The 23678-nt window shown below is 70.4% G+C and carries 21 protein-coding genes; 6 read left to right on the top strand and 15 right to left on the bottom strand.

Translation table 11 applies throughout. The annotated features are described in order from the left end of the window. Positions 1 to 35: 35 nt before the first annotated feature. The 8 genes from QF037_RS22885 to QF037_RS22850 form a co-directional block, all read right to left on the bottom strand. A complete protein-coding gene (locus QF037_RS22885; RefSeq protein WP_307028118.1) occupies positions 36 to 1487 on the bottom strand; it encodes an FG-GAP-like repeat-containing protein in 1452 nt (483 codons plus the stop codon). Between the two features lie 61 nt (positions 1488 to 1548). Next, positions 1549 to 2913, bottom strand: coding sequence for an FG-GAP and VCBS repeat-containing protein (locus tag QF037_RS22880; protein ID WP_307028116.1), 1365 nt, complete (start codon positions 2911 to 2913; stop codon positions 1549 to 1551). 18 nt (positions 2914 to 2931) lie between these two features. Continuing rightward, positions 2932 to 4365, bottom strand: coding sequence for an FG-GAP repeat protein (locus tag QF037_RS22875; protein WP_307028115.1), 1434 nt, complete (start codon positions 4363 to 4365; stop codon positions 2932 to 2934). Positions 4366 to 4511: 146 nt separating this feature from the next. Then, entirely contained in the window at positions 4512 to 5996 is a 1485-nt protein-coding gene (locus QF037_RS22870) for an FG-GAP-like repeat-containing protein (protein WP_307028113.1), read from the bottom strand. 196 nt (positions 5997 to 6192) lie between these two features. Then, the gene (locus QF037_RS22865) at positions 6193 to 7476 is read right to left on the bottom strand and encodes an FG-GAP repeat domain-containing protein (protein ID WP_307037325.1); all 1284 of its coding nucleotides are present in this window, start codon (positions 7474 to 7476) and stop codon (positions 6193 to 6195) included. Between the two features lie 174 nt (positions 7477 to 7650). After that, positions 7651 to 8568 carry an RNA polymerase sigma-70 factor gene (locus tag QF037_RS22860; protein ID WP_307028111.1) on the bottom strand — a complete coding sequence of 306 codons (918 nt, stop codon included), beginning with the start codon at positions 8566 to 8568 and terminating at the stop codon, positions 7651 to 7653. 43 nt (positions 8569 to 8611) lie between these two features. Continuing rightward, on the bottom strand, positions 8612 to 8995 hold the full coding sequence (locus QF037_RS22855; RefSeq protein ID WP_307028109.1) for a DoxX family protein: 384 nt from the start codon (positions 8993 to 8995) through the stop codon (positions 8612 to 8614). Between the two features lie 154 nt (positions 8996 to 9149). Continuing rightward, the gene (locus tag QF037_RS22850) at positions 9150 to 11417 is read right to left on the bottom strand and encodes a (Fe-S)-binding protein (RefSeq protein ID WP_307028107.1); all 2268 of its coding nucleotides are present in this window, start codon (positions 11415 to 11417) and stop codon (positions 9150 to 9152) included. Between the two features lie 207 nt (positions 11418 to 11624). Here QF037_RS22850 and QF037_RS22845 point away from each other — a divergent pair, with 207 nt between their 5' ends. The 5 genes from QF037_RS22845 (at position 11625) to QF037_RS22825 (ending at position 16876) form a co-directional block, all read left to right on the top strand. Beyond that, entirely contained in the window at positions 11625 to 12605 is a 981-nt protein-coding gene (locus QF037_RS22845; RefSeq protein ID WP_307028104.1) for an MraY family glycosyltransferase, read from the top strand. A gap of 94 nt (positions 12606 to 12699) precedes the next feature. Continuing rightward, positions 12700 to 14553: a molecular chaperone DnaK gene (dnaK, locus tag QF037_RS22840; RefSeq protein WP_307028102.1), complete on the top strand. Its 1854-nt coding sequence runs from the start codon at positions 12700 to 12702 to the stop codon at positions 14551 to 14553. Beyond that, positions 14550 to 15197 (top strand): nucleotide exchange factor GrpE, encoded by a 648-nt coding sequence (grpE, locus tag QF037_RS22835; RefSeq protein WP_307028100.1) that lies wholly within the window; start codon positions 14550 to 14552, stop codon positions 15195 to 15197. The genes dnaK and grpE overlap by 4 nt, the downstream gene beginning before the upstream one ends. Before the next feature lie 42 nt (positions 15198 to 15239). Then, positions 15240 to 16424, top strand: coding sequence for a molecular chaperone DnaJ (dnaJ, locus tag QF037_RS22830; protein WP_307028098.1), 1185 nt, complete (start codon positions 15240 to 15242; stop codon positions 16422 to 16424). Between the two features lie 5 nt (positions 16425 to 16429). Next, on the top strand, positions 16430 to 16876 hold the full coding sequence (locus QF037_RS22825) for a heat shock protein transcriptional repressor HspR (protein ID WP_307028096.1): 447 nt from the start codon (positions 16430 to 16432) through the stop codon (positions 16874 to 16876). A gap of 63 nt (positions 16877 to 16939) precedes the next feature. Here the strand turns inward: QF037_RS22825 and QF037_RS22820 are convergent, their stop codons facing one another. The 3 genes from QF037_RS22820 to QF037_RS22810 all read right to left on the bottom strand — a co-directional run bounded on the left by QF037_RS22820 (position 16940) and on the right by QF037_RS22810 (position 18035). Continuing rightward, the gene (locus QF037_RS22820) at positions 16940 to 17185 is read right to left on the bottom strand and encodes a hypothetical protein (RefSeq protein ID WP_307028093.1); all 246 of its coding nucleotides are present in this window, start codon (positions 17183 to 17185) and stop codon (positions 16940 to 16942) included. Between the two features lie 66 nt (positions 17186 to 17251). Further along, a complete protein-coding gene (locus tag QF037_RS22815) occupies positions 17252 to 17431 on the bottom strand; it encodes a hypothetical protein (protein WP_307028091.1) in 180 nt (59 codons plus the stop codon). Positions 17432 to 17519: 88 nt separating this feature from the next. Then, positions 17520 to 18035, bottom strand: coding sequence for a hypothetical protein (locus QF037_RS22810; RefSeq protein WP_307028089.1), 516 nt, complete (start codon positions 18033 to 18035; stop codon positions 17520 to 17522). 232 nt (positions 18036 to 18267) lie between these two features. Here QF037_RS22810 and QF037_RS22805 point away from each other — a divergent pair, with 232 nt between their 5' ends. Further along, on the top strand, positions 18268 to 19374 hold the full coding sequence (locus QF037_RS22805; protein ID WP_307028087.1) for a sugar ABC transporter substrate-binding protein: 1107 nt from the start codon (positions 18268 to 18270) through the stop codon (positions 19372 to 19374). A gap of 9 nt (positions 19375 to 19383) precedes the next feature. Here the strand turns inward: QF037_RS22805 and QF037_RS22800 are convergent, their stop codons facing one another. From QF037_RS22800 to QF037_RS22785, 4 genes are all read right to left on the bottom strand, one after another. Beyond that, complete coding sequence (locus QF037_RS22800; RefSeq protein WP_307028085.1) at positions 19384 to 19941, bottom strand: DUF4352 domain-containing protein; 558 nt, start codon at positions 19939 to 19941, stop codon at positions 19384 to 19386. Positions 19942 to 20057: 116 nt separating this feature from the next. After that, the gene (locus tag QF037_RS22795; protein ID WP_307028083.1) at positions 20058 to 20900 is read right to left on the bottom strand and encodes a transglutaminase family protein; all 843 of its coding nucleotides are present in this window, start codon (positions 20898 to 20900) and stop codon (positions 20058 to 20060) included. Position 20901: 1 nt separating this feature from the next. Continuing rightward, positions 20902 to 21834, bottom strand: coding sequence for an alpha-E domain-containing protein (locus QF037_RS22790; protein ID WP_307028081.1), 933 nt, complete (start codon positions 21832 to 21834; stop codon positions 20902 to 20904). After that, positions 21831 to 23378, bottom strand: a complete 1548-nt coding sequence (locus QF037_RS22785; protein WP_307028079.1) for a circularly permuted type 2 ATP-grasp protein — start codon at positions 23376 to 23378, stop codon at positions 21831 to 21833. The genes QF037_RS22790 and QF037_RS22785 overlap by 4 nt, the downstream gene beginning before the upstream one ends. Positions 23379 to 23678 lie beyond the last annotated feature (300 nt).

Here is a 23678-nt window from a genome sequence, read left to right as displayed (position 1 = left end):
GGGTTGTCATGACTGTCCCTGACACGTCGTGAGGGTCAGCCCACCAGGACGTCGCCGAAGTACGCGTCGCCGGTGGGGCCGCCCAGGGTCGGGCCGCTGAAGGACTTCGAACCGGTGGCGGTGATGCCGGAGGTGGTGGACTTCAGGAACCAGACGGCGCCGTCGCTGCTGTTCTCGCCGGAGGCGGAGGTCACCAGTTCCGTACGGCCGTTGTTGTCGATGTCCGTGAGGTGGACCGCGTAGCCGAAGTGGTCGTAGGACTCGGCCGTGCCGGGGACGTTCGCCGTGTTCTGGGAGTAGGACTTCGAGCCGGTGCCGGTCAGGCCGGAGGCCGAGCCGCGCAGGATCGTGACCGTGCCCGCGTGCTTCGCCGAGCCGATGGTCTCCTGCTCGGAGCCGACCGCGATGTCGGTGTAACCGTCGCCGTTGACGTCGCCGGCCGACAGGCTCCAGCCGAAGAAGTCGAACTTCTCGGCCGTGCCGGGGACGCTCGCCGAGTCCTGGGTGAACTTCACCGGCGTACGGGTCGACAGGCCCGTGGACGCGCCGTACGTCACCGTCACCGCGCCGCCGAGGCCGCCGTTCGGCTCGGACGTCGACTTCTCCATGAAGTTGCCGGTGACGATGTCGCCGTAGCCGTCCTTGTTCACGTCGGCGATGACGCCGGCGTAGCCGCCCGCGAGCTTCTTGCCGACCTTGAGGGTGGTGGTGGCGTCGCCCGTGTAGAGGACGCTGCGGGTGCGGTAGTCGCCCGTGCTGGTCTCCTCCTGGCCCATGACCAGCAGGTCGGTGCGGCCGTCGGCGTTGACCTCGCCCGCGATGAGGCCGTCGGGGTAGATCGTGGTCTGGTCGACCGTGTCGACGCCGACGAGCGAAGCGGCCTTGCCGGTACGGGAGACGGGGCCGCGGAAGATGTTCAGGGACGGCGAGGCGTTGTTGCCGGCGGCCAGGTCGGTGTGGCCGTCGCCGTCGAAGTCGCCGGCCGCGAGGGACCAGCCCAGCTCGTTGCGGTACTCCGGCAGCGGGGAGGAGATGTCGGTGCCGGACTTGATGCCGGTCGCGCCGCCCCACAGCACGGTCAGCGCGCCGTAGGAGTCGGTGGAGCCGATCTTCTCGCCGTGCACGCCGACCACGATGTCCGTGTAGCCGTCGCCGTCCATGTCGCCCGTGGTGAGGCGGTCGCCGAAGTAGTCGCCGGTCTCCGGGGTGCCGGGGATGCCGTCCGTGGCCTGGCTGATGATCTGGCGCTTGCTGGTGTCCAGGCCGCTCTTGGTGCCGTAGACGACGGCGACATAGCCCGCGCCGGTCTTGCCGGAGATCTTGGCGATCGGGGCGGCGATCGCGACATCGCGGTAGCCGTCGCCGTTGAAGTCGCCGTCGAGGCCGGAGGGGGCGGCGGTCGCGGTCGTCGCGGCCGAAAGGGTGAGCAGACCGCCGGTGAGGGTGGTCGCGACGGCGGTCGCGAGGGTGGTTCTGAGGTGACGCATCAGGTTCTCCTGGAAGAAGGCGAAGAAGGCGAAGAAGGCGAAGGAAGCGCAGGGGAGAGCGTCAGTCGAGGAAGCCGCCGCCGTACTCCGGCAGGTGGACGGAGCCCGTCGCGGTCGGTGTGGTGCTCGTGCCGCGCATGAGCAGGGCGTCGCCGTTCGCGCCCACCGTCAGGTCGGCCTTGCCGTCGCGGTCGAGGTCGCGCAGCCGGACCGGGGAGCCGAAGGAGACATAGGAGTCGGCCGGGCCGATCACCGTCTGCGGGATCCACGTGGAGCGGGTGCCGGTCAGACCGCCGGAGCCGCCGCGGAAGACGGTGACGCCGCCCTGGTCCTCCTTGCCGGCCACGTCCTCCTGCGGCACGCCGACCGCGAGGTCCGCGTAGCCGTCGCCGTTGGTGTCGCCGGCCGAGACGGAGTAGCCGAAGTTGTCGCCCGCCTCGGCGCTGCCGGGGACGCCGGAGGAGGCCTGGTTGTACGTCATCGAGCCGCTCGGCCCGGCGGACGTCCCGTGCCAGACGCTGACGATGCCCTTGCCGTCGTTGTTGTCGGGCAGGCCGACGGCGATGTCGCCGTACCCGTTCTTGTCGAAGTCGCCGATCGCGGCGCCCCAGGGCTCACTGGCGTACGTCTTGGAGGCACCCGAAGTCAGGCCCGATGAGGCGCCCTTGAGGTACCAGATGCGGTTGGCGGGCTGGTTGTCGACGAACTGCGTGCCGAGGACGACCAGGTCCGTCTTTCCGTCGCCGTTGACCTTGCCGGCGGCGAGGCCGTGCGAGTACCAGCCCTGGCCCACCTTGTCGATCTTGCTGACGCTGCCCGTCGTACCGGACTTGGTGAACGGGCCGCGGTACAGCCACGTCTCGCTGCCGCCGATGACGGCGAGGTCGGGCGAGCCGTCGCCGTTGAAGTCGCCGGTGGCGAGCTCGCTGCCGAAGTGGGACTGGGAGCCGCTCGCGCCGGACTTCGGGGCGAGGGTGGTGCCGCCGGACAGGCCCGTCCTGGAACCCCAGACGATGGTGACCGTCCCGCGGTACCGCGCGCTGCCCACGTGCTCCGTGTCGTTGCCGACGACCAGGTCCGCGTAACCGTCCTTGTTGAGGTCGGCGCTGCTGATCGACTCGCCGAAGTAGTCGTCCTCCTCGCCGGTCCCGGGGATGCCGGGGCTGTCCTGGTGGACGACCTGGGTGTGCGTCGTGTCGAGGCCGCTCGCGCTGCCGTAGACGATGTTGACGGCGCCGCCGGTCCAGCCGTCGTCGCCGGAGATGCCGGAGTAGTAGTGGCTGTACGCCAGGTCCCGGTAGCCGTCGCCGTTGAAGTCGTCGTAGTGCTTGGCGACCGCCGCCGAGGCGGGGGCGGCGAGGAACAGCGGGGTGAGGCCTGTCGCCACGAGGGTGACGGTCAGGGCGGCTGCGGTGCTTCTGCGCATGGGTGTCGCTCCTGTGGGTCAGCCGAGGAGGCCGGCGCCGAACGCGCCGTAGCCGCTGGACATGCCGAGGGAACCGGGGCCGAAGGAACGGATGCCGGCGGTGGTGATGCCGCTCGTCGTGCCGTGCAGCGACCAGACGGCGCCGGTGCCCTCGTTCTCGAAGCCGGCGGTCACCGTGTAGTCGGCGCGGCCGTCCCCGTTGACGTCGGACAGCAGCACGTCAGAGCCGAAGTAGTCGGTGGATTCCGAGGTGCCGGGGACGTCGTAGGTGTCCTGCGAGATCGCGCGGCCGCCGTCGAGACGCGGGCCGACCAGCACCATGGAGGCGCCGGCGTCCTCGGCCTGGGTGGTGTCCTCGAAGGGGACGCCGATCGCGAGGTCGCCGTGGCCGTCGGCGTTGAAGTCGCCGATGGAGACCGCGCCGCCGAAGCCGTCGCCGGCCTCGTCCGTGCCCGCGACCCCCTCGGAGCTCTGGGTGAGTTCGGCCATCGGGGCGTCCCCGTTGACAGGCCCGCCCGCCGAACCGCGGATGACGACGACCCGGCCGCCGAGGCTGCCGGACTGGTCGTCCTCCTCGGTGAAGACGTTGCCGAGGGCGATCTCGTCGTAGCCGTCGCCGTCGATGTCGCCGAGCGCGATCGACGTGCCGCCGTTCAGGGGGCGCGGCGAGCTGGTGTCGGGGCCGGCGGCGGAGCCGAGGTAGGCGACGCCCCTGGACCAACTGCCCGAGGCGTGCGAGGTGTTGTGGGTGCGGTAGGTGAGGACCAGGTCGGACTTCTTGTCGCCGTCGGTGTCGCCCGCCTTCATGGCGTCGACGGAGTACGCCGTCTCCGGCAGGCCGATCCTCTTCACCGTGCCGGTGGCGCCGGACCTGGTGAAGCCGCCGCGGATCACATACGACTTGGTGCCGCCCGTGCCGACGGCGAGGTCGGCCCTGGCGTCGCCGTCGAAGTCGCCGGTGGTCAGGAGGCTGCCCCAGTTGTCGTGGGAGGAGACTGCCGGGTCCTTGACCGTGGTGCCGCCCTTCACGCCGCTCGCGGAGCCCCACAGCACGGTGACGGAGCCGCCGTCGACGTCGGTGCCGACGTCCTCGCCGGGGGCGCCGACGGCGAGGTCGGTGTAGCCGTCCTTGTCGAGGTCGGCGATCGCGAGGGCCTCGCCGAAGGTGTCCTCGGCCTCGGCGGTGCCGGGCACGCCCGTGGTGTTCTGGCTGAGGACGGTGTGCTTGGCGGGGTCGAGGCCGTTCTTGGTGCCGTAGAGGACGGCGACATAGCCGGCCATGCCCTTGCCGCCGACCTTCGCGTACGGCGCGGCGAACGCGATGTCGCCGTAGCCGTCGCCGTTGAAGTCCGCGGTGTACTGCTTCGTCGTGGCCGCCGTCGCGGCCGGGGCCGCGAGGGTGAGCAGGCCTCCGGTGAGTGCCACCGCGGTGGCTATACGCAGAAGTCGCATGGGGTTCTTTCGTTTTCGGGGTACGTCGAGGTCGTACGGCACCGGGCCGCGGACCGTCCCGGTGCGTGAGTGGCCGAGCGGCCGAGTGGTTCAGCCGCTCAGCCGCTCGGTGGCCGAGGGGCTCAGCCACCCAGCCACCCAGCCGCTCAGTCCGCGAAGTTGGCGCTGAAGGCCGGGCTGCCCGTCGTCGAGACGCCCGACGTGCTCGGGGAGACCGTGCGGGAGCCGGTCGTGGTGATCTTCGTGCCGTTGGAGGGCAGGTAGAGGACCGCGCCGTTGCCGTCGTTCTCGTAGGAGCCCGCGATCAGGTCGGCGCGGCCGTCGCCGGTGACGTCGTCGAGCTTGACGTCGAGGCCGAGCCTGTCGTTCGGCTCGTCCTCGCCGGGCACGCCCGCGGTGGACTGGGCGAAGGACTGGGCGCCGGAGGAGGTGTTCAGACCGGAGGCCGAGCCGTACAGGACGGTGACCATGCCGGTGTCGGTGGCGCTGCCGATGTTCTCGCCGGCGACGCCGACGACGAGGTCCTGGAAGCCGTCGCCGTTGATGTCGCCGAGGTCCAGCTCGTAGCCGAAGTAGTCGTTCTTCTCGGAGGTACCGGGGACGGCGCCGGAGTTCTGGGTGATCCCGGTGACCGAACCGGCGCCGCTCGCGGAGCCGTAGGTGATCCACACCTTGCCGCCGTCGGCGCCGCCCGGGAACGTGGTTTCGCCGTCGCTGGTGGTCTTGTTCCAGTACATGCCGGAGACGATGTCGCCGAAGCCGTCGGCGTTGATGTCGCCGATCGCGGTGATGACGCCGGGCTTGAGGGTCTGCGCGGACGCGACGGACAGGCCGCTCGCGGTGCCGGGGACCAGGTAGTTGGTGTTCCAGCCGTAGTCGGTCTCGGTCTCGAAGCCGTCGACCACCAGGTCGGTGCGGCCGTCGCCGTTGACGTCGCCCGCCGTGAGGTTGAGCGGGCCGCGGGCGGTGCCGCCGGACTGGATCGGGGGCTTGATGGTGTGACGGCCGCCGACCGCGGTGCCGGAGGCGCTGATGCCGCCCTTGTAGACGTAGATCGTGCTGGAGGTGTTGCCCACCGCGAGGTCGTCCGTGCCGTCGCCGTCGTAGTCGCCGACGGCGAGGGACTTGCCCCAGTTGTCGTGCGAGGAGACAGCCGGGTCGGCGATGGTCACGCCGGTGCCGGTGATGCCCTTGGCCGAGCCCCACAGCACGGCGATGGTGCCGCCGTCGGTGTCGCTGCCGACGTCCTCCCACGGCGCGGAGGCGGCGATGTCGTCGTAGCCGTCGTTGTTGAGGTCGCCGTACGCAAGATCGACGCCGAAGAAGTCGTTCGTCTCGGCGGTGCCCGGAACGCCGGCGGTGTTCTGGCTGATGACGGAGCGCTTCGCGGACGACACCCCGGTGCCGGTGCCGTACAGGACGACGAGCTGGCCGGCGCCCTTCTTGCCGTTCACATATGCTTCGGCGGCCGAGAAGGCCACGTCGCCGATGCCGTCACCGTTGAAGTCGGCCTGCGGTACGACCGTCGAGTCCGCGGCCGTCGCCGTCGCGGCCGAGAAGGTGAGCAGACCGCCCGTCAGCGCGGCAGCGGTGGCCGTCGCGAGGGCGAGTCGCAGATGGTGCTGGTGCATGCGGGTTCTCCTGCGGCATGCGGGGACGCCCGGCGGGGCGTCCACAGTCGATGGGGGCGGACCGGCCGTGTTCGCCGGGAGTACTCCTCGGCTACACAGGTCGGTCGGCGCACAGGAGACCTCTGTCGGGGCGTAAGGGTTGTACGTGAGTTCGGTAAATTTTTGTGGCCCCTGTGACGGCCGGGGACGACCGGGCTCAGCCGGCTTCCAGGAACTCCGAGGTGGAGAAGGCGACCGTCGGCTCGGTGCTCAGGAGCCCCTTCCTCGCCCCGGGGAAGACCGCGACGCTGTCCTTGGTCTCGCCCTGGTACGTGCGCACCGCGAGGTCCGCCCGGCCGTCCCCGTCGAAGTCGCCGACCGAGAGGACCCGGGTGGTGCCCACGGCGCCCGGCTCGACGGTCACCATGCCCGACGCCGACAGTCCGGCCGTACGGCCTCGGAACACCTTGATCCGCGACCCGCTGGAGACGAGTTCGCTCAGCCCGTCGCCGTCGAAGTCGGCCGTGTCGAGCATGGAGCCGGGGGAGGAGAGGGTGGCGCGGGCGGCGGTGGGCAGGTCGTAGCGCAGGGCGGTGCCGTCCATCGCGCCGATCACCGCGTCCAGGGCCTTGCCCTTGCCGAAGCGGCCGAGGGCGACGTCGATGCCGGCCGGCAGGAGGGTGCCGGTGCGGGTCGGGCCGGCGGGGCCGCCGAGCACGAGGGCGGAGGTGGCGGTGCCGTCCGCCGTACGGACGACCAGGTCGTCGTATCCGTCGCGGTTCACGTCGGTGGCCGGGCCCGTGGGGAGCTCGCCGGGGGCGGGGACGGGGGCGGTGGCCGCCTTCGGGGCGCCCTTCTGGGTGAACGGGCCGCGCAGATAGGTGAGTCGGGAGCCCGAGGCGTGCAGGACGAGATCCTGGGCGTCGTCCCCGTCGAAGTCCCCGCACACCGGCTGGTCCGGCCAGTCGTTGCCGGCCCGGGCGCGCGCCGGGACGACGAGCTTGACGGCCTTGCCGGTGAGGCCGGACGGGGAGCCGAAGAGGACCTGGAGGGGGACCGGCGGCTGTCCCTGGCCGTCGTAGGGCGGGTCGGTCGACACGACGAGGTCCGTGAAGCCGTCCCCGTCGAGGTCGCAGGTGGCCTCCGCCTCGAACACGGCGGGCAGTTGCCCCTTGGTGGCGACGGCCTGCTTCGCCGGACTCAGCAACTGCCGCGCTCCCGGCGTCAGTCCGCGCGCACTCCCGTAGACGATCCCGATGCCCGCGTCGTCCGCGTGCGCCTGTGCCTTGACCAGGTCGTCGAGTACGAGGTCCCGGTGGCCGTCGCCGTTGAAGTCGTCGGCGACATCGCTGCCCTTGCCGCGCGGGACGGGCAGCTTCGCGGGGGCGTTCGCGGCGCGCACGGGCGGCGTGCCGTGGCCGGCGCTCTCGGCGTGCTGGGTGGGTCCGCAGGAGACGAGCAGGAGGGCGCCGCAGAGCACCGCCGTACCCGCCCCGGCCATTCGCACGCGCACCGCACACCTCGTCAGCATCATCGACAACGAACCTCGGCAATGATGCACGCGTTCGAGCCCGGGGTTAAGGGGGAGTTCAGCCGGGGTTTGCGAGCAAGGGCCCGGGCGCCGTGACGGCGTCGGCGCAGCGCTGGTCCGGGCAGGCCCGCCGAGGCGTGCGTGTCACGGTGTGTTCCGCACCTCGCGGTGGACCGCCCAGGGATCCGCCACGGGGCCCAGGTGCCGGAGCTTGTCAGGGTTGATGACGTTGCGGATCGTCCGGATCCGCCCGTCGCGGACGTCGAGGACCATGGTGTGGAGCACCTTGCCGTCCCGGTCCCGGAAGACCGCCCCCGGCTCGCCGTTGACCTCGTGCGGCTCGAAGGTCACCGCGGCCCGGGCCATCCGCGGGAAGACGTCGGCCAGCAGCCGGGCCACGTTCCGCGCGCCGACGACGGCCCTGGCCAGCTGCGGGGCCTTGCCGCCGCCGTCGCCGACCAGCGTCACCTCGGCGGCGAGCAGTTCCTGGAGGCCGTCCACATCGCCCTCGCGCAGCGCCTGGAAGAACCGCGACGCCAGTTCCGTCCGCTCCTTGCGGCTCGCCTCGAACCGGGGCCGGCCCTCGGCCATGTGGCGTCGCGCCCGCACCACCAGCTGGCGGCACGCCGCCTCGGAGCGCCCCACCGCCGACGCGATCTCGGGAAAGCCGAAGTCGAACACCTCCCGCAGTACGAACACCGCCCGCTCCAGCGGGGACAGCCGCTCCAGCAGCAACAGGGCCGCCGTCGACACCGAGTCCGCCATCTCCGCCGACCGCTCCGGGTCCTGGTAGGGGTCGGCGAGCAGCGGCTCGGGGAACCACGGACCGACGTAGGCCTCGCGCCGGACGCGGGCGGAGCGGAGCACGTTGATCGAGACCCGGGTCACCGCGGCCGAGAGATAGGCCTTGACCGAGCGGGGCTCGGTCGGTGAGGCCTCGTAGCGCAGCCAGGTCTCCTGGACGGCGTCCTCGGCCTCGCTGACGCTGCCCAGGATCCGGTAGGCGATCGAGAAGAGCAGCGGCCGGAGTTCCTGGAACTCCTCGGTCCTGGTCCTGCTCATGCCGCTCTCCTCGGCCGACGGTGTTCCCCATTCTCGCGCCCTGTCAGCCGGTGAACGACTCGGGGCCGAAACGGCCCCACGCGATGAACACCGCGAGCACGAGATAGACCGAGTTCAGCACCACGAACTTCGCCTCGCCGAGCCGGCCGTGGGTGATCATCGCACCGGCCATCAGCAGGATCCAGCAGACGGCGGTGACCGGCACCAGGGCCGGGGCGATGTCGACCACGGCGGGCAGGACCAGGCCGACGGCGGCCAGCAGTTCGAGGACACCGAGGCTCTTGAGGAAGCCGACGCTCACCTGTGCCGTCCAGCCCCCGCCGGGGGCCGCGGCCAGCTTCTCCCGCGGCACGAAGGTCTTGGTGACGCCACCGGTCAGGGCGACCGCGGCGAGCAGTGCGGCACCGATCCACAGCGCGAGGTTCATCGTCCACTCCTTGAGTCCTTGAGCGAGGTTGCCGTCGCCCCCTACGACAAGACGGCGGCCTCGCCAGTGACATCGCCGGGCGCCTGGGCCGCATCCGAACAGCGACGCCCCCCACGCCCAGGTGGGCGTGGGGGGCGTCGCAGTGGCGTACGGGCTACTTCACCGGTTCCGATTCCGGGGCGGGCTCCGTCTCCGTCGCGTCTTCCGGGTCCACCGGGGTCTTCACGGACTCCAGCAGGAGCTGGGCCACGTCGACGACCGTGACGGACTCCTTGGCCTTGCCCTCGTTCTTCTTGCCGTTGACCGAGTCGGTCAGCATGACGAGGCAGAACGGGCAGGCCGTGGAGACGATGTCGGGGTTGAGGGAGAGGGCTTCGTCGACGCGCTCGTTGTTGATGCGCTTGCCGATCCGCTCCTCCATCCACATCCGCGCACCACCGGCGCCGCAGCAGAAGCCGCGCTCCTTGTGGCGGTGCATCTCCTGCTGGCGCAGGCCCGGGACGGCCGACATGATCTCGCGCGGGGGCGTGTAGATCTTGTTGTGACGGCCCAGGTAGCAGGGGTCGTGGTAGGTGATGAGGCCGTCGACCGGGGTCACCGGGAGCAGCTTGCCCTCGTCGATGAGGTGCTGGAGCAGCTGGGTGTGGTGGATGGTCTCGTAGTCGCCGCCGAGCTGCGGGTACTCGTTGCCGATCGTGTTCAGGCAGTGCGGGCAGGTGGCGACGATCTTCTTCGCCGACCGAGGCTTCTTCGTCGCCGGGTCCTCGTCGTCCTCGCCGAAGGCCATGTTCAGCGCGGCGACGTTCTCCATGCCGAGTTCCTGGAACAGCGGCTCGTTGCCGAGGCGGCGGGCCGAGTCACCGGTGCACTTCTCGTCGCCGCCCATGATCGCGAACTTGACGCCCGCGATGTGGAGCAGTTCCGCGAAGGCCTTGGTGGTCTTCTTGGCGCGGTCCTCCAGGGAGCCCGCGCAGCCGACCCAGTACAGGTACTCGACCTCGGACAGGTCCTCGATGTCCTTGCCGACGACCGGCACCTCGAAGTCGAGTTCCTTGAGCCACTCCAGGCGCTGCTTCTTGGCCAGGCCCCAGGGGTTGCCCTTCTTCTCCAGGTTCTTGAGCATCGTGCCCGCCTCGGACGGGAACGCGGACTCGATCATCACCTGGTAGCGGCGCATGTCGACGATGTGGTCGACGTGCTCGATGTCGACGGGGCACTGCTCGACACAGGCGCCGCAGGTGGTGCAGGACCACAGGACGTCCGGGTCGATGACGCCGTTCTCCTCGGCGGTGCCGATCAGCGGGCGCTCGGCCTCCGCCAGAGCCGCGGCGGGCACACCGGCCAGCTGCTCCTCGGACGCCTTCTCCTCGCCCTCCATCGTCTTGCCGCCGCCCGCCAGCAGGTAGGGCGCCTTGGCGTGCGAGTGGTCCCGCAGCGACATGATCAGCAGCTTCGGGGAGAGCGGCTTGCCGGTGTTCCAGGCCGGGCACTGCGACTGGCAGCGACCGCACTCGGTGCAGGTCGAGAAGTCCAGGAGGCCCTTCCAGGAGAACTGCTCGACCTGGGAGACGCCGAAGACGTCGTCCTCGCCCGGGTCGGTGAAGTCGATCGGCTTGCCGCCGGAGGTCATGGGCTGCAGGCCGCCGAGTGCGGTGGAGCCGTCCGCGTTGCGCTTGAACCAGATGTTCGGGAACGCGAGGAAGCGGTGCCAGGCGACGCTCATGCTGGCGTTCAGCGAGACGACGATCATCCAGATGAACGAGACGCTGACCTTGATGCCGGCGAAGAGGTAGACCAGCGTCTGGAGCGTGGGGACGTCGAGCGTCCGGAAGGCGGCGACCAGCGGGTACGAGGCGAAGAACGCGGCCTCGTAGTGGTCCACGTGGTGCATCGCGCCCTCGAGGCCGCGCAGCACGTAGATCACGATGCCGATGGTGAGGATGACGTACTCGACGAAGTACGCCTGCCAGGCCTTGGAGCCCGCGAAGCGGGACTTGCGGCCCGGGCGCGAGGGCAGGTTCAGCAGGCGGATCGCGATGAGCACGGCGATGCCGAGGCCGGTCATCACGGTGATGAACTCGACGTACATCTCCCAGGGCAGCCAGCCGCCGATGACCGGGAGGACGAAGTCGGCCTGGAAGAGCTGGCCCAGGGCCTGGCCCAGGATCGGGATCAGCGTCAGGAAGCCCATCGCCACGAACCAGTGGGCGAAGCCCACGATCCCCCAGCGGTTCATCCGCGTGTGGCCGAGGAACTCCTTCACCAGCGTCACACTGCGCTGGTAGGGGTTGTCGATCCGGGTGCCGGCGGGCAGGGGCTGGCCGAGCATGAAAAACCGGACGAACTGCGCGATGACGCGTGCGAACAATGCCGCGCCGACCACGGTCAGGACCAGCGACACGATGATCGCGGCGAGTTGCATGTCGGGGCTCCTCGGGCCTGCGATGGGGTTCTTTCGAGCGGGGTCGAGCGAGATTACTAAGCGGTAACTTATGCAGTTCTACGAGAGTACCCGCATCGTCTCTCGCACTGTAGCCAGGCGTGCGGTGATCTATGTCGCTGAGGGTTGCCTTAAGAACTGACCGTGTTATTCGTACCAAATTGATACATTCGCCCCTAATTTAGACCTGTGCTCTACGGGATCGCAGCCGCCACGACCGCCCTCCTTCTCGCCACCGTCCTCACCGCACTGCTCCGCACGGCCGCCCTGCGGCTCGGGGTCGTCGACCGACGGCGGCAGCACCGCAAGGTGCCGCTGTCCGGGGGTGTGGCGGTGGTGCTCGCGACCTGCCTGGTGGCGGTCGTGGGGGACCGGACCGGTGTCGCGCCCCTCGGCTCCGGCGTCGGCGGGCTGCTCGTCGCCGGGGCCGTGCTCGCCGCGCTGGGGCTGTTCGCGGACGTACGGCGGGTCAAGGCGCGGGCGCTGGTCGCCGGTACGGCGGTGGCGGCGGCCTGTGTCGTGCCGTACGCGGAGACCGGTGTCGCCGGAGGACTCCTCGCCGTCTGCTGGATCGCCCTCGTCACCGTCGGCTTCCGGGCCCTGGACCATGCCGACGGTCTCGCGGGGGCCGTCGGGGTCGTCACCGCTTTCGGGGCCGGCGCCTGTGCCGCGGCCGAGGTGATGGACGGGCTCGCGGTGCTGCTGAGCGTGCTGGCCGCCGCGCTGACCGGGTTCCTCATGCACAACTGGCCGCCCGCGCGCGTGGGGCTCGGTTCGTGCGGCTCGCTCTTCGCCGGGTTCGTGCTCGCCTCGGCCGCGGTGGAGACCCGGGCCGGCTACGGGCTCGGCTCCAGCGCGGCGGTGCTGTTCGCGCTGACGGCCCTGATCGCCGCCGAGGTCCTCCTCGTCGCCCTGACCCGCCGCGGCACCGGCACCGGCCACCTCGCCCACCGGCTCAGACGGCTCGGGCTCACTCCGCAGGGCGTGATCGTCGTCCTCGGTGCGGGAGCCTTCTGCGGGGTACTCGTCGGGGTCCTCGTGCACCTCGGGTGGCTCGCGGAGTCGGGGGCCCTCTGGGTGGCCGCGGGTGCCCTGATCGTGGTACTCGCACTCCTCCGCGCGAAGCCGTCCGCGCAGGTCAGGGCTCGGTTGCGTGTAAGGAACGGATAAGAGTTGAGCCTCCCTGACTCAGGTCTGTTGACCGAGCGGCGGACGTCATGCACACTTGAGTCCGTTCCACTCAAGTCAGCTGGAGGAAATCACCATGGCACGTGCGGTCGGCATCGACCTGGGCACGACGAACTCGGTCGTCAGCGTTCTGGAGGGCGGCGAGCCCACCGTCATCACCAACGCCGAGGGTGCCAGGACCACGCCGTCCGTCGTCGCCTTCGCGAAGAACGGCGAGGTGCTGGTCGGCGAGGTCGCCAAGCGCCAGGCGGTCACGAACGTGGACCGGACCATCCGCTCCGTCAAGCGCCACATGGGCACGGACTGGAAGGTCGAGCTCGACGGGAAGCCCTTCAACCCGCAGCAGATGTCCGCGTTCATCCTGCAGAAGCTGAAGCGCGACGCCGAGTCGTACCTGGGCGAGAAGGTGACCGACGCGGTCATCACCGTCCCGGCGTACTTCAACGACTCCGAGCGTCAGGCGACGAAGGAAGCCGGCGAGATCGCCGGTCTCAACGTCCTTCGTATCGTCAACGAGCCCACCGCGGCCGCGCTCGCGTACGGCCTCGACAAGGACGACCAGACGATCCTCGTCTTCGACCTCGGTGGCGGCACCTTCGACGTGTCCCTCCTGGAGATCGGCGACGGCGTCGTCGAGGTGAAGGCCACCAACGGCGACAACCACCTCGGTGGTGACGACTGGGACCAGCGCGTCGTCGACTACCTGGTGCAGCAGTTCAAGGCCGGCCACGGCGTGGACCTCGCCAAGGACAAGATGGCCCTCCAGCGCCTCCGCGAGGCCGCCGAGAAGGCCAAGATCGAGCTGTCGAGCTCCACCGAGACCTCGATCAACCTGCCCTACATCACCGCCTCCGCCGAGGGCCCGCTGCACCTGGACGAGAAGCTCACCCGGGCTCAGTTCCAGCAGCTGACCGCGGACCTCCTGGAGCGCTGCAAGACCCCGTTCTTCAACGTCATGAAGGACGCCGGCGTCTCCATCAACGAGATCGACCACGTCGTCCTCGTCGGTGGCTCCACCCGTATGCCCGCCGTGGCCGAGCTCGTGCGCGAGCTCACCGGCGGCAAGGACGCCAACAAGGGCGTCAACCCGGACGAGGTCGTCGCCATCGGCGCCGCCCTCCAGGCCGGTGTCCTCAAGGGTGAGGTCAAGGACGTCCTGCTCCTCGACGTCACGCCGCTGTCGCTTGGTATCGAGACCAAGGGCGGCATCATGACCAAGCTCATCGAGCGGAACACGACGATCCCGACCAAGCGGTCCGAGATCTTCACCACCGCCGAGGACAACCAGCCCTCCGTGCAGATCCAGGTCTACCAGGGCGAGCGCGAGATCGCGGCGTACAACAAGAAGCTCGGGATGTTCGAGCTGACCGGTCTGCCGCCGGCCCCGCGCGGTGTCCCGCAGATCGAGGTCGCCTTCGACATCGACGCCAACGGCATCATGCACGTGACCGCGAAGGACCTCGGCACGGGCAAGGAGCAGAAGATGACCGTCACCGGTGGCTCCTCGCTGCCGAAGGACGAGGTCAACCGGATGCGCGAAGAGGCCGAGAAGTACGCGGAGGAGGACCACGCCCGCCGCGAGGCCGCCGAGTCCCGCAACCAGGGCGAGCAGCTCGTCTACCAGACGGAGAAGTTCCTCAAGGACAACGAGGACAAGGTCCCCGCCGAGGTCAAGACCGAGGTCGAGGCCGCCGTCGAGGAGCTGAAGACCGCGCTCAAGGGCGAGGACACCGCCGAGATCCGCACCGCCACCGAGAAGGTCGCGGCCGTCTCGCAGAAGGTCGGCCAGGCCATGTACGCCGACGCCCAAGCCGCGCAGGCCGCGGGGGGCGGCGCCGAGACCGGTGAAGGCTCCTCTCAGAGCAAGGCCGACGACGACGTCGTCGATGCCGAGATCGTGGACGACGAGCGCAAGGACGGTGCCGCGTGACCGAGGAGACCCCGGGCTTCGAGGAGAAGCCCGACGTCCCCTCCGGCGCGACCCCCGACGACGCCGAGCCGAAGGCCGCCCCCCAGGAGGGGGCGGCCCCGGCCGGGGACGCAACAGCACAGATCGCCGGTCTGACGGCCCAGCTGGACCAGGCCCGCAAGGCGCTCGAAGAGCGCACCGCGGACCTCCAGCGGCTCCAGGCCGAGTTCCAGAACTACCGCCGCCGCGTGGAGCGGGACCGGATCACGGTCAAGGAGATCGCCGTCGCGAACCTCCTGACCGAACTCCTGCCCGTGCTCGACGACATCGGGCGCGCGCGGGACCACGGCGAGTTCGTCGGCGGATTCAAGTCCGTCGGGGAGTCGCTGGAGACCGTCGCGGCGAAGATGGGTCTGCAGCAGTTCGGCAAGGAGGGCGAGCCCTTCGACCCGACCATCCACGAGGCCCTGATGCACAGTTACGCGCCGGACGTCACCGAGACGACGTGCGTGGCGATCCTGCAGCCCGGGTATCGCATCGGCGAGCGCACCATCCGCCCCGCGCGGGTGGCCGTCGCCGAACCGCAGCCGGGCGCGCAGACGGTCAAGGCCGAGGAGGACTCCCAGGCCGAGGACGACAAGGACAACGGCCCTGAGGAGGGCTGAGGTCACCACTGAGCGGGACACCAGGAAGGGGGCGCGTCGAGGATGAGCACCAAGGACTTCATCGAGAAGGACTTCTACAAGGTCCTCGGCGTCCCCAAGGACGCCACCGAGGCCGAGATCAAGAAGGCGTACCGGAAACTCGCCCGCGAGTTCCACCCGGACGCCAACAAGGGCAACGTCAAGGCCGAGGAGCGCTTCAAGGAGATCTCCGAGGCGAACGACGTCCTCGGTGACCCCAAGAAGCGCAAGGAGTACGACGAGGCCCGCGCCCTCTTCGGCAACGGCGGCTTCCGCCCGGGGCCGGGCGCGGGCGGCGGCTCCTTCAACTTCGACCTGGGCGATCTCTTCGGAGGCGGCGCGCAGGGCGGTGGCGCCGGGGGTTCCGGTGGCTTCGGCGGCGGGATCGGCGACGTGTTCGGGGGCCTGTTCAACCGGGGCGGTACGGGCACGACCCGTACCCAGCCCCGGCGCGGCCAGGACATCGACACCGAGGTCACGCTGAGCTTCACCGAGGCCATCGAGGGTGCCACGGTGCCGCTGCGGATGTCCTCGCAGTCCCCGTGCAAGGCCTGCTCCGGCACCGGCGACAAGAACGGCACACCGCGCGTGTGCCCGACCTGTGTCGGCACCGGCCAGGTGGCGCGGGGCTCCGGCGGCGGCTTCTCCCTCACCGACCCGTGCCCGGACTGCAAGGGCCGCGGACTGATGGCCGAGCACCCCTGCCTGGAGTGCAAGGGCAGCGGCCGCGCCAAGTCCTCCCGGACCATGCAGGTCCGCATCCCCGCCGGGGTGACGGACGGTCAGCGGATCCGGCTGCGCGGCAAGGGCGCGCCGGGCGAGCGCGGCGGCCCGGCCGGCGACCTGTACGTCACCGTGCACGTCGACACGCACCCGGTCTTCGGCCGCAAGGACGACAACCTCACGGTCACGGTCCCCGTCACGTTCACCGAGGCGGCCCTCGGCGGCGAGGTCAGGGTCCCCACGCTGGGCGGCCCCGCCGTCACGCTGAAGCTGCCGCCGGGTACGCCCAACGGCCGCACCATGCGCGCCCGGGGCAAGGGCGCGGTCCGCAAGGACGGCACCCGCGGCGACCTTCTGGTCACCGTCGAGGTGAGTGTCCCGACGGACCTGACGGGGAAGGCTCGTGACGCACTCGAGGCGTATCGCGAGGCGACCGCGGGTGAGGACCCGCGGGCGGAGCTGTTCCAGGCGGCGAAGGGAGCTTGATCGAGATGGACGGCCGTCGACGCAATCCGTATGAACTGACCGAGGAGACCCCGGTCTACGTCATCTCGGTGGCGGCCCAGCTCTCGGGCCTGCATCCGCAGACCCTGCGCCAGTACGACCGCCTGGGCCTGGTCTCCCCCGACCGCACCGCCGGCCGCGGCCGCCGCTACTCGGCCCGCGACATCGAACTGCTCCGCGCGGTGCAGGCGTTGTCGCAGGACGAGGGCATCAACCTCGCCGGCATCAAGCGCATCATCGAACTGGAGAACCAGGTCGCCGCGCTGCAGTCCCGCCTCGCCGAGATGGAGGCCGCCCTCGACGGTGCCGCCGCGGCGATGCAGCAGCGGGAGGCGGCGGTGCACGCGTCGTACCGCCGTGACCTGGTGCCGTATCAGGAAGTGCAGCAGACCAGCGCGTTGGTGGTGTGGCGTCCCAAGGGGCGGCAGGACTGACGACGCAGGCATGTGACAGGGGCCCGGAGGGATGAACCTCCGGGCCCCTTCACGTGCGCGGGCTCAGAGCCAGGAGTCCCAGATGCCGTATGCCATCGGCGTGGAGGCGGCCTCCGCGCCGGCGGCGTCCAGGCGGACGACGCGGGCCAGGGAGTCACCCGTCCAGCAGTTCTGGTCCCAGACCGTCTCGCCGGTCTCCGGGTCCGTGACGCCCTGCCACACCTTGTAGCCCGTGACGTCGTCGTCGGCCGGCGGCGTCCAGGTCAGGCGTACCCCGAGCGGGATCTGCTCGGCGGCCAGGTCCCGCACCGGGGCCGGGCGCTCGGTGTCCGTCGTCTCGGAGGCACCGGAGACGTCCCAGCAGACGCCGTTGATCTAGCGGGCACCGGCGTAGTCGGGGGCGTCGCCGGTGTTCCAGGTCCAGAACTGCCGCTTGAAGACCGGCGAGGTGCAGGTGGTCGCGGCGGAGGCGGGCGTGAGCGTGAGCAGGGTGCCCGCGGTGGCGAGTACGACGGCGGTCGCGGCAGCCGCGGTCGTACGTCTGGCTGGGTTCATGCGGTCCTTCGGTCCTGTCCGACGACGGGAGAGATCACCGTCGTCGCATCAGGACCGGCAAGGGCCCCGATTGGTTGTACGGCGTATCTCAGGGAAACGCGTCGAAGACCAGGTCGGCGGCCGTCGCCCACATGGACTCCGCGCCCGTGCCGAAGGCGGCGGCCAGCGCGTAGCCGACGGCCGCGTCCATGGCGTCCGGCTTGGCGTCCGACCGCCATTCGGCGGCCTTCACCTCGCCGCCGCCCTTCGAGTGGAAGTCGCCCAGCCGCCGGCCGTCGCGCAGGAGGCGGCTGTCCGGCATGGAGTGGGGCACCAGCCGCCAGTGCCGGCCCGCGTGCCGGACGTCGACCCGGTACGAACGCCGGATCAGCCGTCCCCGGCCGGGTGCCAGCGCGGCCGCCTCGCCGCCGACGCTGAGGATGAGCAGACCGGCGTTCCGGGTACCGATGGGGGTCTCCCCGTCGTCCTTGGTGCCGGTCGCCCGGCTCAGCACGACCCGCGGTATCGCCTCGCCCTCGACGACGACTTCACCCCGCCAGGAGTCCAGGCGGACGGTGAGCGGGCCGAAGAGGGTGTCCGTGACAGAGCTTTCGCTGATGGTCATACGGTCCTCATGGGGTCGTCAGGAGTTCGGTGCTCTGACTGTCCAGTCGTCCGGGGGCTAGGGTTCGGTTCCGCTCGAGTGCCACGTATCTGCACAGAAGCTACACGCGTTAACGTTGCTGTCTCATTTGACGGTTGCTTCTTGACTGATAGGTGAAGGCCGCGTTGGCTTCCTTCACCTGGGTGCGCAATATGCGCCCGAGTCCGGAAGGCACCAGATAGTGAGCTCCCCAATGCGTCGTACCGCCCTGTGCGTGGCTGTGTCATCGATGGCCCTCTCGCTCTCCGCCTGCGGGGCGCTGGGAGTCTCGGGGGGCAGTGCCGACGCGAGTCCCACCAAGGGCGACGACGTCACGGTGGGCGTGCTGATGCCGGAGCGGACCAACTCGCGGTACGAGGAGTTCGACTACCCGATCATCCAGAAGAAGGTCGCCGAGCTCACCGACAAGAAGGGCAACACGGTCTACGCCAACGGCGAGGCCGACGCCGACAAGCAGGCGACCCAGATGCAGAAGATGATCGACGAGAAGGTCGACGTCATCCTGCTGGACGCCGTGGACTCCAAGAAGATCGCGTCGACGGTGAAGAAGGCCAAGGACGCGGGCATCCCCGTCATCGCCTACGACCGTCTCGCCGAGGGTCCCATCGACGCGTACGTCTCCTTCGACAACGAACTCGTCGGCGAGGTGCAGGGCCGCACCCTCGTCGAGTCGCTGGGCTCGGACATCGACACCTCCGACAAGATCGTGATGATCAACGGCTCGCCCTCCGACCCGAACGCGGGCCAGTTCAAGGCGGGCGCGCTCTCCGAGATCAACGGCAAGGTGACGATCGCCAAGAAGTACGACGTCGACGGCTGGAAGCCGGAGATCGCCAAGAAGGACATGACCGAGGCGATCGAGGCGATCGGCAAGGACAACATCGCCGCCGTCTACTCCGCCAACGACGCCATGGCCGGCGCCGCCATCGAGGCCATGGAGGAGGCGGGCATCACCAAGCTGCCGCCGATCACCGGTCAGGACGCGGAACTGACCGCTGTGCAGCGGATCGTCGCCGGCGATCAGTACATGAGCGTGTACAAGTCCTACCCGCTGGAGGCCGAGGCCGCCGCGGAGATGGCCGTGGCCAAGGTCCAGGGCAAGGGCATCCTGTTCGACTCCCTCACCCAGGACTCCGTCGACAGCCCCACCGACAAGGGCATCCCGGCGCAGCTGGTGACGGTGTCCGCGCTGACGCGGGCGAACATCAAGAGCACGGTCGTCGCGGACGGCATCTACACGGTGGACCAGATCTGCACCGCCAAGTACGCGGCGGACTGCGCGGCGATCAAGCTCAAGTAGGCCGGCCGCTCAATTGCCGGCCAGCGGCTTCATCGGCACCAGCACCCCGTTCGGCGCCCGTCCGATCGGCTTGGTGCTGGTGAAGCTGGACGGGTCGTCGTCCCCCGAGACGCGCAGACCGGTGGCCTTCGCGTCCTTGGGGACGTCGTACCAGAGCTCGACCTCCATGAGGGTGTGGCCGCCGAGCTTCACCGTGTCCGACTGACGCCGTACCGCCATCGCGAAGGAGTCGGGCCGGGCCCGGTCGCCGCTGACGCCCGCGAGGTGCTGCCGTGCCGACTCGTAGACGTGGTAGTTCGGGTCCCGGTTCTCCACCCGCAGCCGGGCGGCACAGAACTGCCCCTGCGGCGGCGCGTCGGCGTGTGACCCGGTCACCCCCGTGATGCCGCAGCGCAACGACAGGACGGTGAAGGTGAGATGGCCGTCCTTGTACGCCCGTGAGGGGCTCTGGGAGGGGGACGCGGAGGACGGCGTCGACCCGCCGGAGTCCCCGCCCCCGCAGCCCGTGAGCAGCAGCAGGGCGAGCACGGGGGCGGCCGTACGACGGATCAGGCGTGCGGTCGGCATAGGGGCGATTGTGCGCCCCGGGCGGGGAGAAGTGAACGTTCCGGGCGCTTCGAGCGGCGACCACGGCACCGGGCCGGGGCGGAGGGCCGGATCCGCCGCCCGGCCCTGCCTCCCGTTCACGCCACCCGGGTGAACTCCACCGTCACCTCCGGCGGTCCGCCCGGCACGCCCCGGTAGATGCCCTTGTGGGGCGTCACGTCGTCGTAGTCCCGGCCGCGTCCCACGACCACGTGCGTCTCGTCGGCCCGCGTCCGGTTGGTGGGGTCGTAGCCGCACCAGTCGCCCGCCCAGTACTCGATCCAGGCGTGGCTCTCCCCGGCGACCGCCCGGTGGAGCTCCGCGTCCCGTTCGGGGTGGAGATAGCCGGAGACGTACCGGGACGGCAGCCCCACGCCCCGCAGCAGGGCGACGGTGAGGTGGGTGATGTCCTGGCAGACGCCCGCGCCCTGCTCCCAGGCCTCGGCGGCGGAGGTGTTCACGCTGGTGGCGCCGGGGAGGTAGGAGACCCGGTCCGCGACCAGGGCGGAGACGGCGACGGCGGCCTCGTGCGGGTCGAGGCCCACCGCGGCCTTCCGCGCCTTCTTCAGCAGCTTGGGCGGGACCGTCGTACGGACCGTGGGGCCGGCGAACTCCAGCAGGCGCGAGCTCCTGGCCCGTTCGGCCACCTCCGGCCAGCCGGGAGCGGCCGGCAGCGGTTCCGGCGGGGCCGTCTCGACCAGGCTGGAGGCCGTGATGGTGAGGTCCGCGTGGGGGTCCATCAGGTCGAAGCCGGTGACCTGGGTGCCCCAGTAGTCCCAGTACGACCAGGTCGCGGTGGCCGGGGTGACGGTGACCCGGGAGTCCAGCGTGGTCTGTCCCGGCAGCGTCAGCGGCGTCATACGGACCTCGTTGTGCGAGGAGACGGCGGCCTGGGCGTACGCGACGCGGGTGATGTGCTTGATGCGGAGGCGACGGGTCATGTCAGGCTCCTTCCTGGGCCCACACCACGGGCCCCTGGTACGGGAAGAACCGCTCCGCGACCCCCTCCGCCGAGTGCAGGCAGGCCTGTTGCAAGTCCTGGAGCAGATCGGGGAGTTGATCCTGGAGGGCATGCGAGTCGAGGTACTCCAGGCGGGTGCGCAGCCGGCCGATCGGACGGCGCGCCGGGTCCTGGCGAGGGCGGCCGAGGGCACTGAGGCACTCCTCCGCGGTGGTCAGTGCGTGCAGTGCCGAGCGCGGGAAGCCCCGGTCCAGGAGCAGGAACTCGGCGACCCGCGCGCTGTCGCCGAAGCCGCTGTGCACGCGCGCGTACGCCTCGTCGGCACCGGACGCGCTCAGCAGCGTCGTCCAGTCGGGCGCGTGCGCGGCGTCCAGCACTCGCACGGACAGCAGCCGCACGGTCATGTCCACCCGCTCGAGACTGCGCCCCAGCACCACGAACCGCCAGCTGTCGTCCCGGCTCATCGTGGAGTCGGCGAGCCCGAAGAACAGCGCGGCACGCGCGCGTACCAGCTCCAGATAGCCGTACGGGCCCGTACGGCGGGCCGCGCGCCGCTGGTCGGCGAGCGCGTGCCAGGTGGAGTTGAGGCACTCCCACATCTCGGAGGAGACGGCCTCACGGGCGCTGCGGGCGTTCAGCCGCGCCGCGCCCAGCGCGCCCTCGATCGAGCAGGTCGAACGGGCGTCGAAGGCGAGCTGGTCGAGGACCTGCTGCATGTCGACGCGCTCGTCGCCCGCGTCGACGCCGAGGATCGCGTACAGCGACCGGCAGGCCACGTCCTCGTCGCGCCAGGGGTCCTCCAGCATGCGGTGCAGATACGCGTCGAGGATGCGCCCGGTGGCGTCCGCCCGCTCGACATACCGCCCGGTCCAGGTCAGCGCCTCGGCTATCCGGGAGAGGATCACGTCGCTCATTGCTGCTGCGCTCCTTCCTGTACGACAGCGGGGGCGCCGTCGGGACCCAGCTGACGGGGTGCGACGCCCGGCAGGGCCGTCCCGGCGCTCGGTTCCTCGGGATGCTCGGCGGGCCCCTCGGCGAGGACCCAGGTGTCCTTGGAGCCGCCGCCCTGGCTGGAGTTGACGATCAGGTTGCCCTCCTGGAGGGCAACCCGGGTGAGGCCGCCGGGCAGGACCCAGATGTCGTGGCCGTCGTTGACCGCGAAGGGTCTGAGGTCGATGTGCCGGGGTGCCATGCGCTCACCGGCGAGGGTGGGGGAGGTGGACAGGGCGACGGGCCGCTGGGCGATGTAACCGCGCGGGTCGGCGATGACGGCCTTCCTGGTCCGCTCCAGGGTCTCCTTGTCCGCCTTGGGCCCGATGACGATGCCCTGGCCGCCGGCGCCGTCGACGGGCTTGATGACGAGCTCGCCGATCTGGTCGAGGACGGCGTCCAGCTGCCCCGGCTCGTCGGGCCGGAAGGACTCCACGTTGGGGAGGACGGGCTCCTCGCCGAGGTAGTACCGGATCAGGTCCGGCACGTACGTGTAGAGCAGCTTGTCGTCCGCGATGCCGTTGCCGACGGCGTTGGCGAGGGTGACGTTGCCCGCCATGGCCGCGTTCATGATCCCCGGGCAGCCGATCACCGAGTCGGGCCGGAAGTGCAGCGGATCGAGGAAGTCGTCGTCGAGGCGCCGGTATACGACATGGACCGGCATCTCGCCGCGGGTGGTCCGCATCCACACCCGGTTGTTCCGGCACGCCAGATCGTGCCCCTCGACGAGCTGCACGCCCATCAGCCGGGCCAGCAGGGCGTGTTCGAAGTAGGCCGCGTTGCTGGGCCCCGGAGTGAGCACGACGACCCGGGGATCCGCCGTACCGCCGGGAGCGGCGGCGCGCAGGGCGGCGAGCAGCTTCTGTCCGTACCCGTCGACGGGCAGGACGTGCTGCTCGGCGAAGAGGGAGGGGAAGACCCGGGTCATGGCCCGCCGGTTCTCGATGACGTACGACACCCCGCTGGGCACCCGCACGTTGTCCTCGAGCACCCGGAAGTCCCCGGCCTCGTCCCGTACGAGGTCGATTCCGGCCACATGGATCCGTACCCCGCCGGGTGGTTCGACCCCGTGGGCCGCGCGGTGGAAGTGGGGTGAGTTGAGCAGCAGCCGCCAGGGCACGACACCGTCCTCGAAGGCCCGGCAGTGTCCGTAGGCATCGGCGAGATAGGCCTCCAGGGCCCGCACCCGCTGGCTCACCCCGCGTTGTACGAGATCCCATTCGAGGGCCTCGAGGATCCTCGGCACCAGGTCCAGCGGCCAGGGCCGCTCCTCGCCCGCGAAGGCGTACGTCACGCCCCGGTCGGTGAACGCCCGGGCCATCTGGTCGGCCCGGAAGCGCAGTTCGCTCGGCTCGATCGGCTGCAGGGCCGCCAGCACCGGCTCGTAGGCGGTCCTGACCTCACCCGGCCGCACAAACATCTCGTCCCACGCGTGGGCCAACGCGTACGCGTCAAATATGTCCGCCATGAAAGGACGTTAGAGGCGATACGTGACGCGGCGATCACCCGTGGATTTCGGGCAGCGTACGCGGAGAGCCGGATTCCCTTTGCGGAGGCCTTCTGTGGGTAGGGCCCACCAGCATCAGCTTGTTGCAACTCGACGGGCGGAGGCGCGGATAATCGGGGGCATACAGGTGGTTTCCCTCGGTCACAGGGGACGGAGCCGTGTTGCGGAGCAGGACCGGTCCGCGCATAGTTGCGGACCCGTAGGGGTGTGTCGGTGCCACGAGCGCGCGCATGCCGGGCACGAGAGGCTGGATACGGGGGT

Source organism: Streptomyces canus, from assembly GCF_030815415.1.
Taxonomy (GTDB): Bacteria; Actinomycetota; Actinomycetes; order Streptomycetales; family Streptomycetaceae; genus Streptomyces; species Streptomyces canus_F.
The sequence above is the reverse complement of the archived record's forward strand: the minus strand, read 5'-3'. Positions and strand labels throughout refer to the sequence as shown.

Excerpts from the sequence above, each read along its gene's own strand:
- QF037_RS22885 (WP_307028118.1), bottom strand. The coding sequence starts at position 1,487 with ATGCGTCACCTCAGAACCACCCTCGCGACCGCCGTCGCGACCACCCTC.
- QF037_RS22880 (WP_307028116.1), bottom strand. The coding sequence starts at position 2,913 with ATGCGCAGAAGCACCGCAGCCGCCCTGACCGTCACCCTCGTGGCGACA.
- QF037_RS22875 (WP_307028115.1), bottom strand. The coding sequence starts at position 4,365 with ATGCGACTTCTGCGTATAGCCACCGCGGTGGCACTCACCGGAGGCCTG.
- QF037_RS22870 (WP_307028113.1), bottom strand. The coding sequence starts at position 5,996 with ATGCACCAGCACCATCTGCGACTCGCCCTCGCGACGGCCACCGCTGCC.
- QF037_RS22865 (WP_307037325.1), bottom strand. The coding sequence starts at position 7,476 with ATGGCCGGGGCGGGTACGGCGGTGCTCTGCGGCGCCCTCCTGCTCGTC.
- QF037_RS22860 (WP_307028111.1), bottom strand. The coding sequence starts at position 8,568 with ATGAGCAGGACCAGGACCGAGGAGTTCCAGGAACTCCGGCCGCTGCTC.
- QF037_RS22855 (WP_307028109.1), bottom strand. The coding sequence starts at position 8,995 with ATGAACCTCGCGCTGTGGATCGGTGCCGCACTGCTCGCCGCGGTCGCC.
- QF037_RS22850 (WP_307028107.1), bottom strand. The coding sequence starts at position 11,417 with ATGCAACTCGCCGCGATCATCGTGTCGCTGGTCCTGACCGTGGTCGGC.
- dnaK (WP_307028102.1), top strand. The coding sequence starts at position 12,700 with ATGGCACGTGCGGTCGGCATCGACCTGGGCACGACGAACTCGGTCGTC.
- dnaJ (WP_307028098.1), top strand. The coding sequence starts at position 15,240 with ATGAGCACCAAGGACTTCATCGAGAAGGACTTCTACAAGGTCCTCGGC.
- QF037_RS22825 (WP_307028096.1), top strand. The coding sequence starts at position 16,430 with ATGGACGGCCGTCGACGCAATCCGTATGAACTGACCGAGGAGACCCCG.
- QF037_RS22815 (WP_307028091.1), bottom strand. The coding sequence starts at position 17,431 with ATGAACCCAGCCAGACGTACGACCGCGGCTGCCGCGACCGCCGTCGTA.
- QF037_RS22810 (WP_307028089.1), bottom strand. The coding sequence starts at position 18,035 with ATGACCATCAGCGAAAGCTCTGTCACGGACACCCTCTTCGGCCCGCTC.
- QF037_RS22805 (WP_307028087.1), top strand. The coding sequence starts at position 18,268 with ATGCGTCGTACCGCCCTGTGCGTGGCTGTGTCATCGATGGCCCTCTCG.
- QF037_RS22800 (WP_307028085.1), bottom strand. The coding sequence starts at position 19,941 with ATGCCGACCGCACGCCTGATCCGTCGTACGGCCGCCCCCGTGCTCGCC.
- QF037_RS22795 (WP_307028083.1), bottom strand. The coding sequence starts at position 20,900 with ATGACCCGTCGCCTCCGCATCAAGCACATCACCCGCGTCGCGTACGCC.
- QF037_RS22790 (WP_307028081.1), bottom strand. The coding sequence starts at position 21,834 with ATGAGCGACGTGATCCTCTCCCGGATAGCCGAGGCGCTGACCTGGACC.
- QF037_RS22785 (WP_307028079.1), bottom strand. The coding sequence starts at position 23,378 with ATGGCGGACATATTTGACGCGTACGCGTTGGCCCACGCGTGGGACGAG.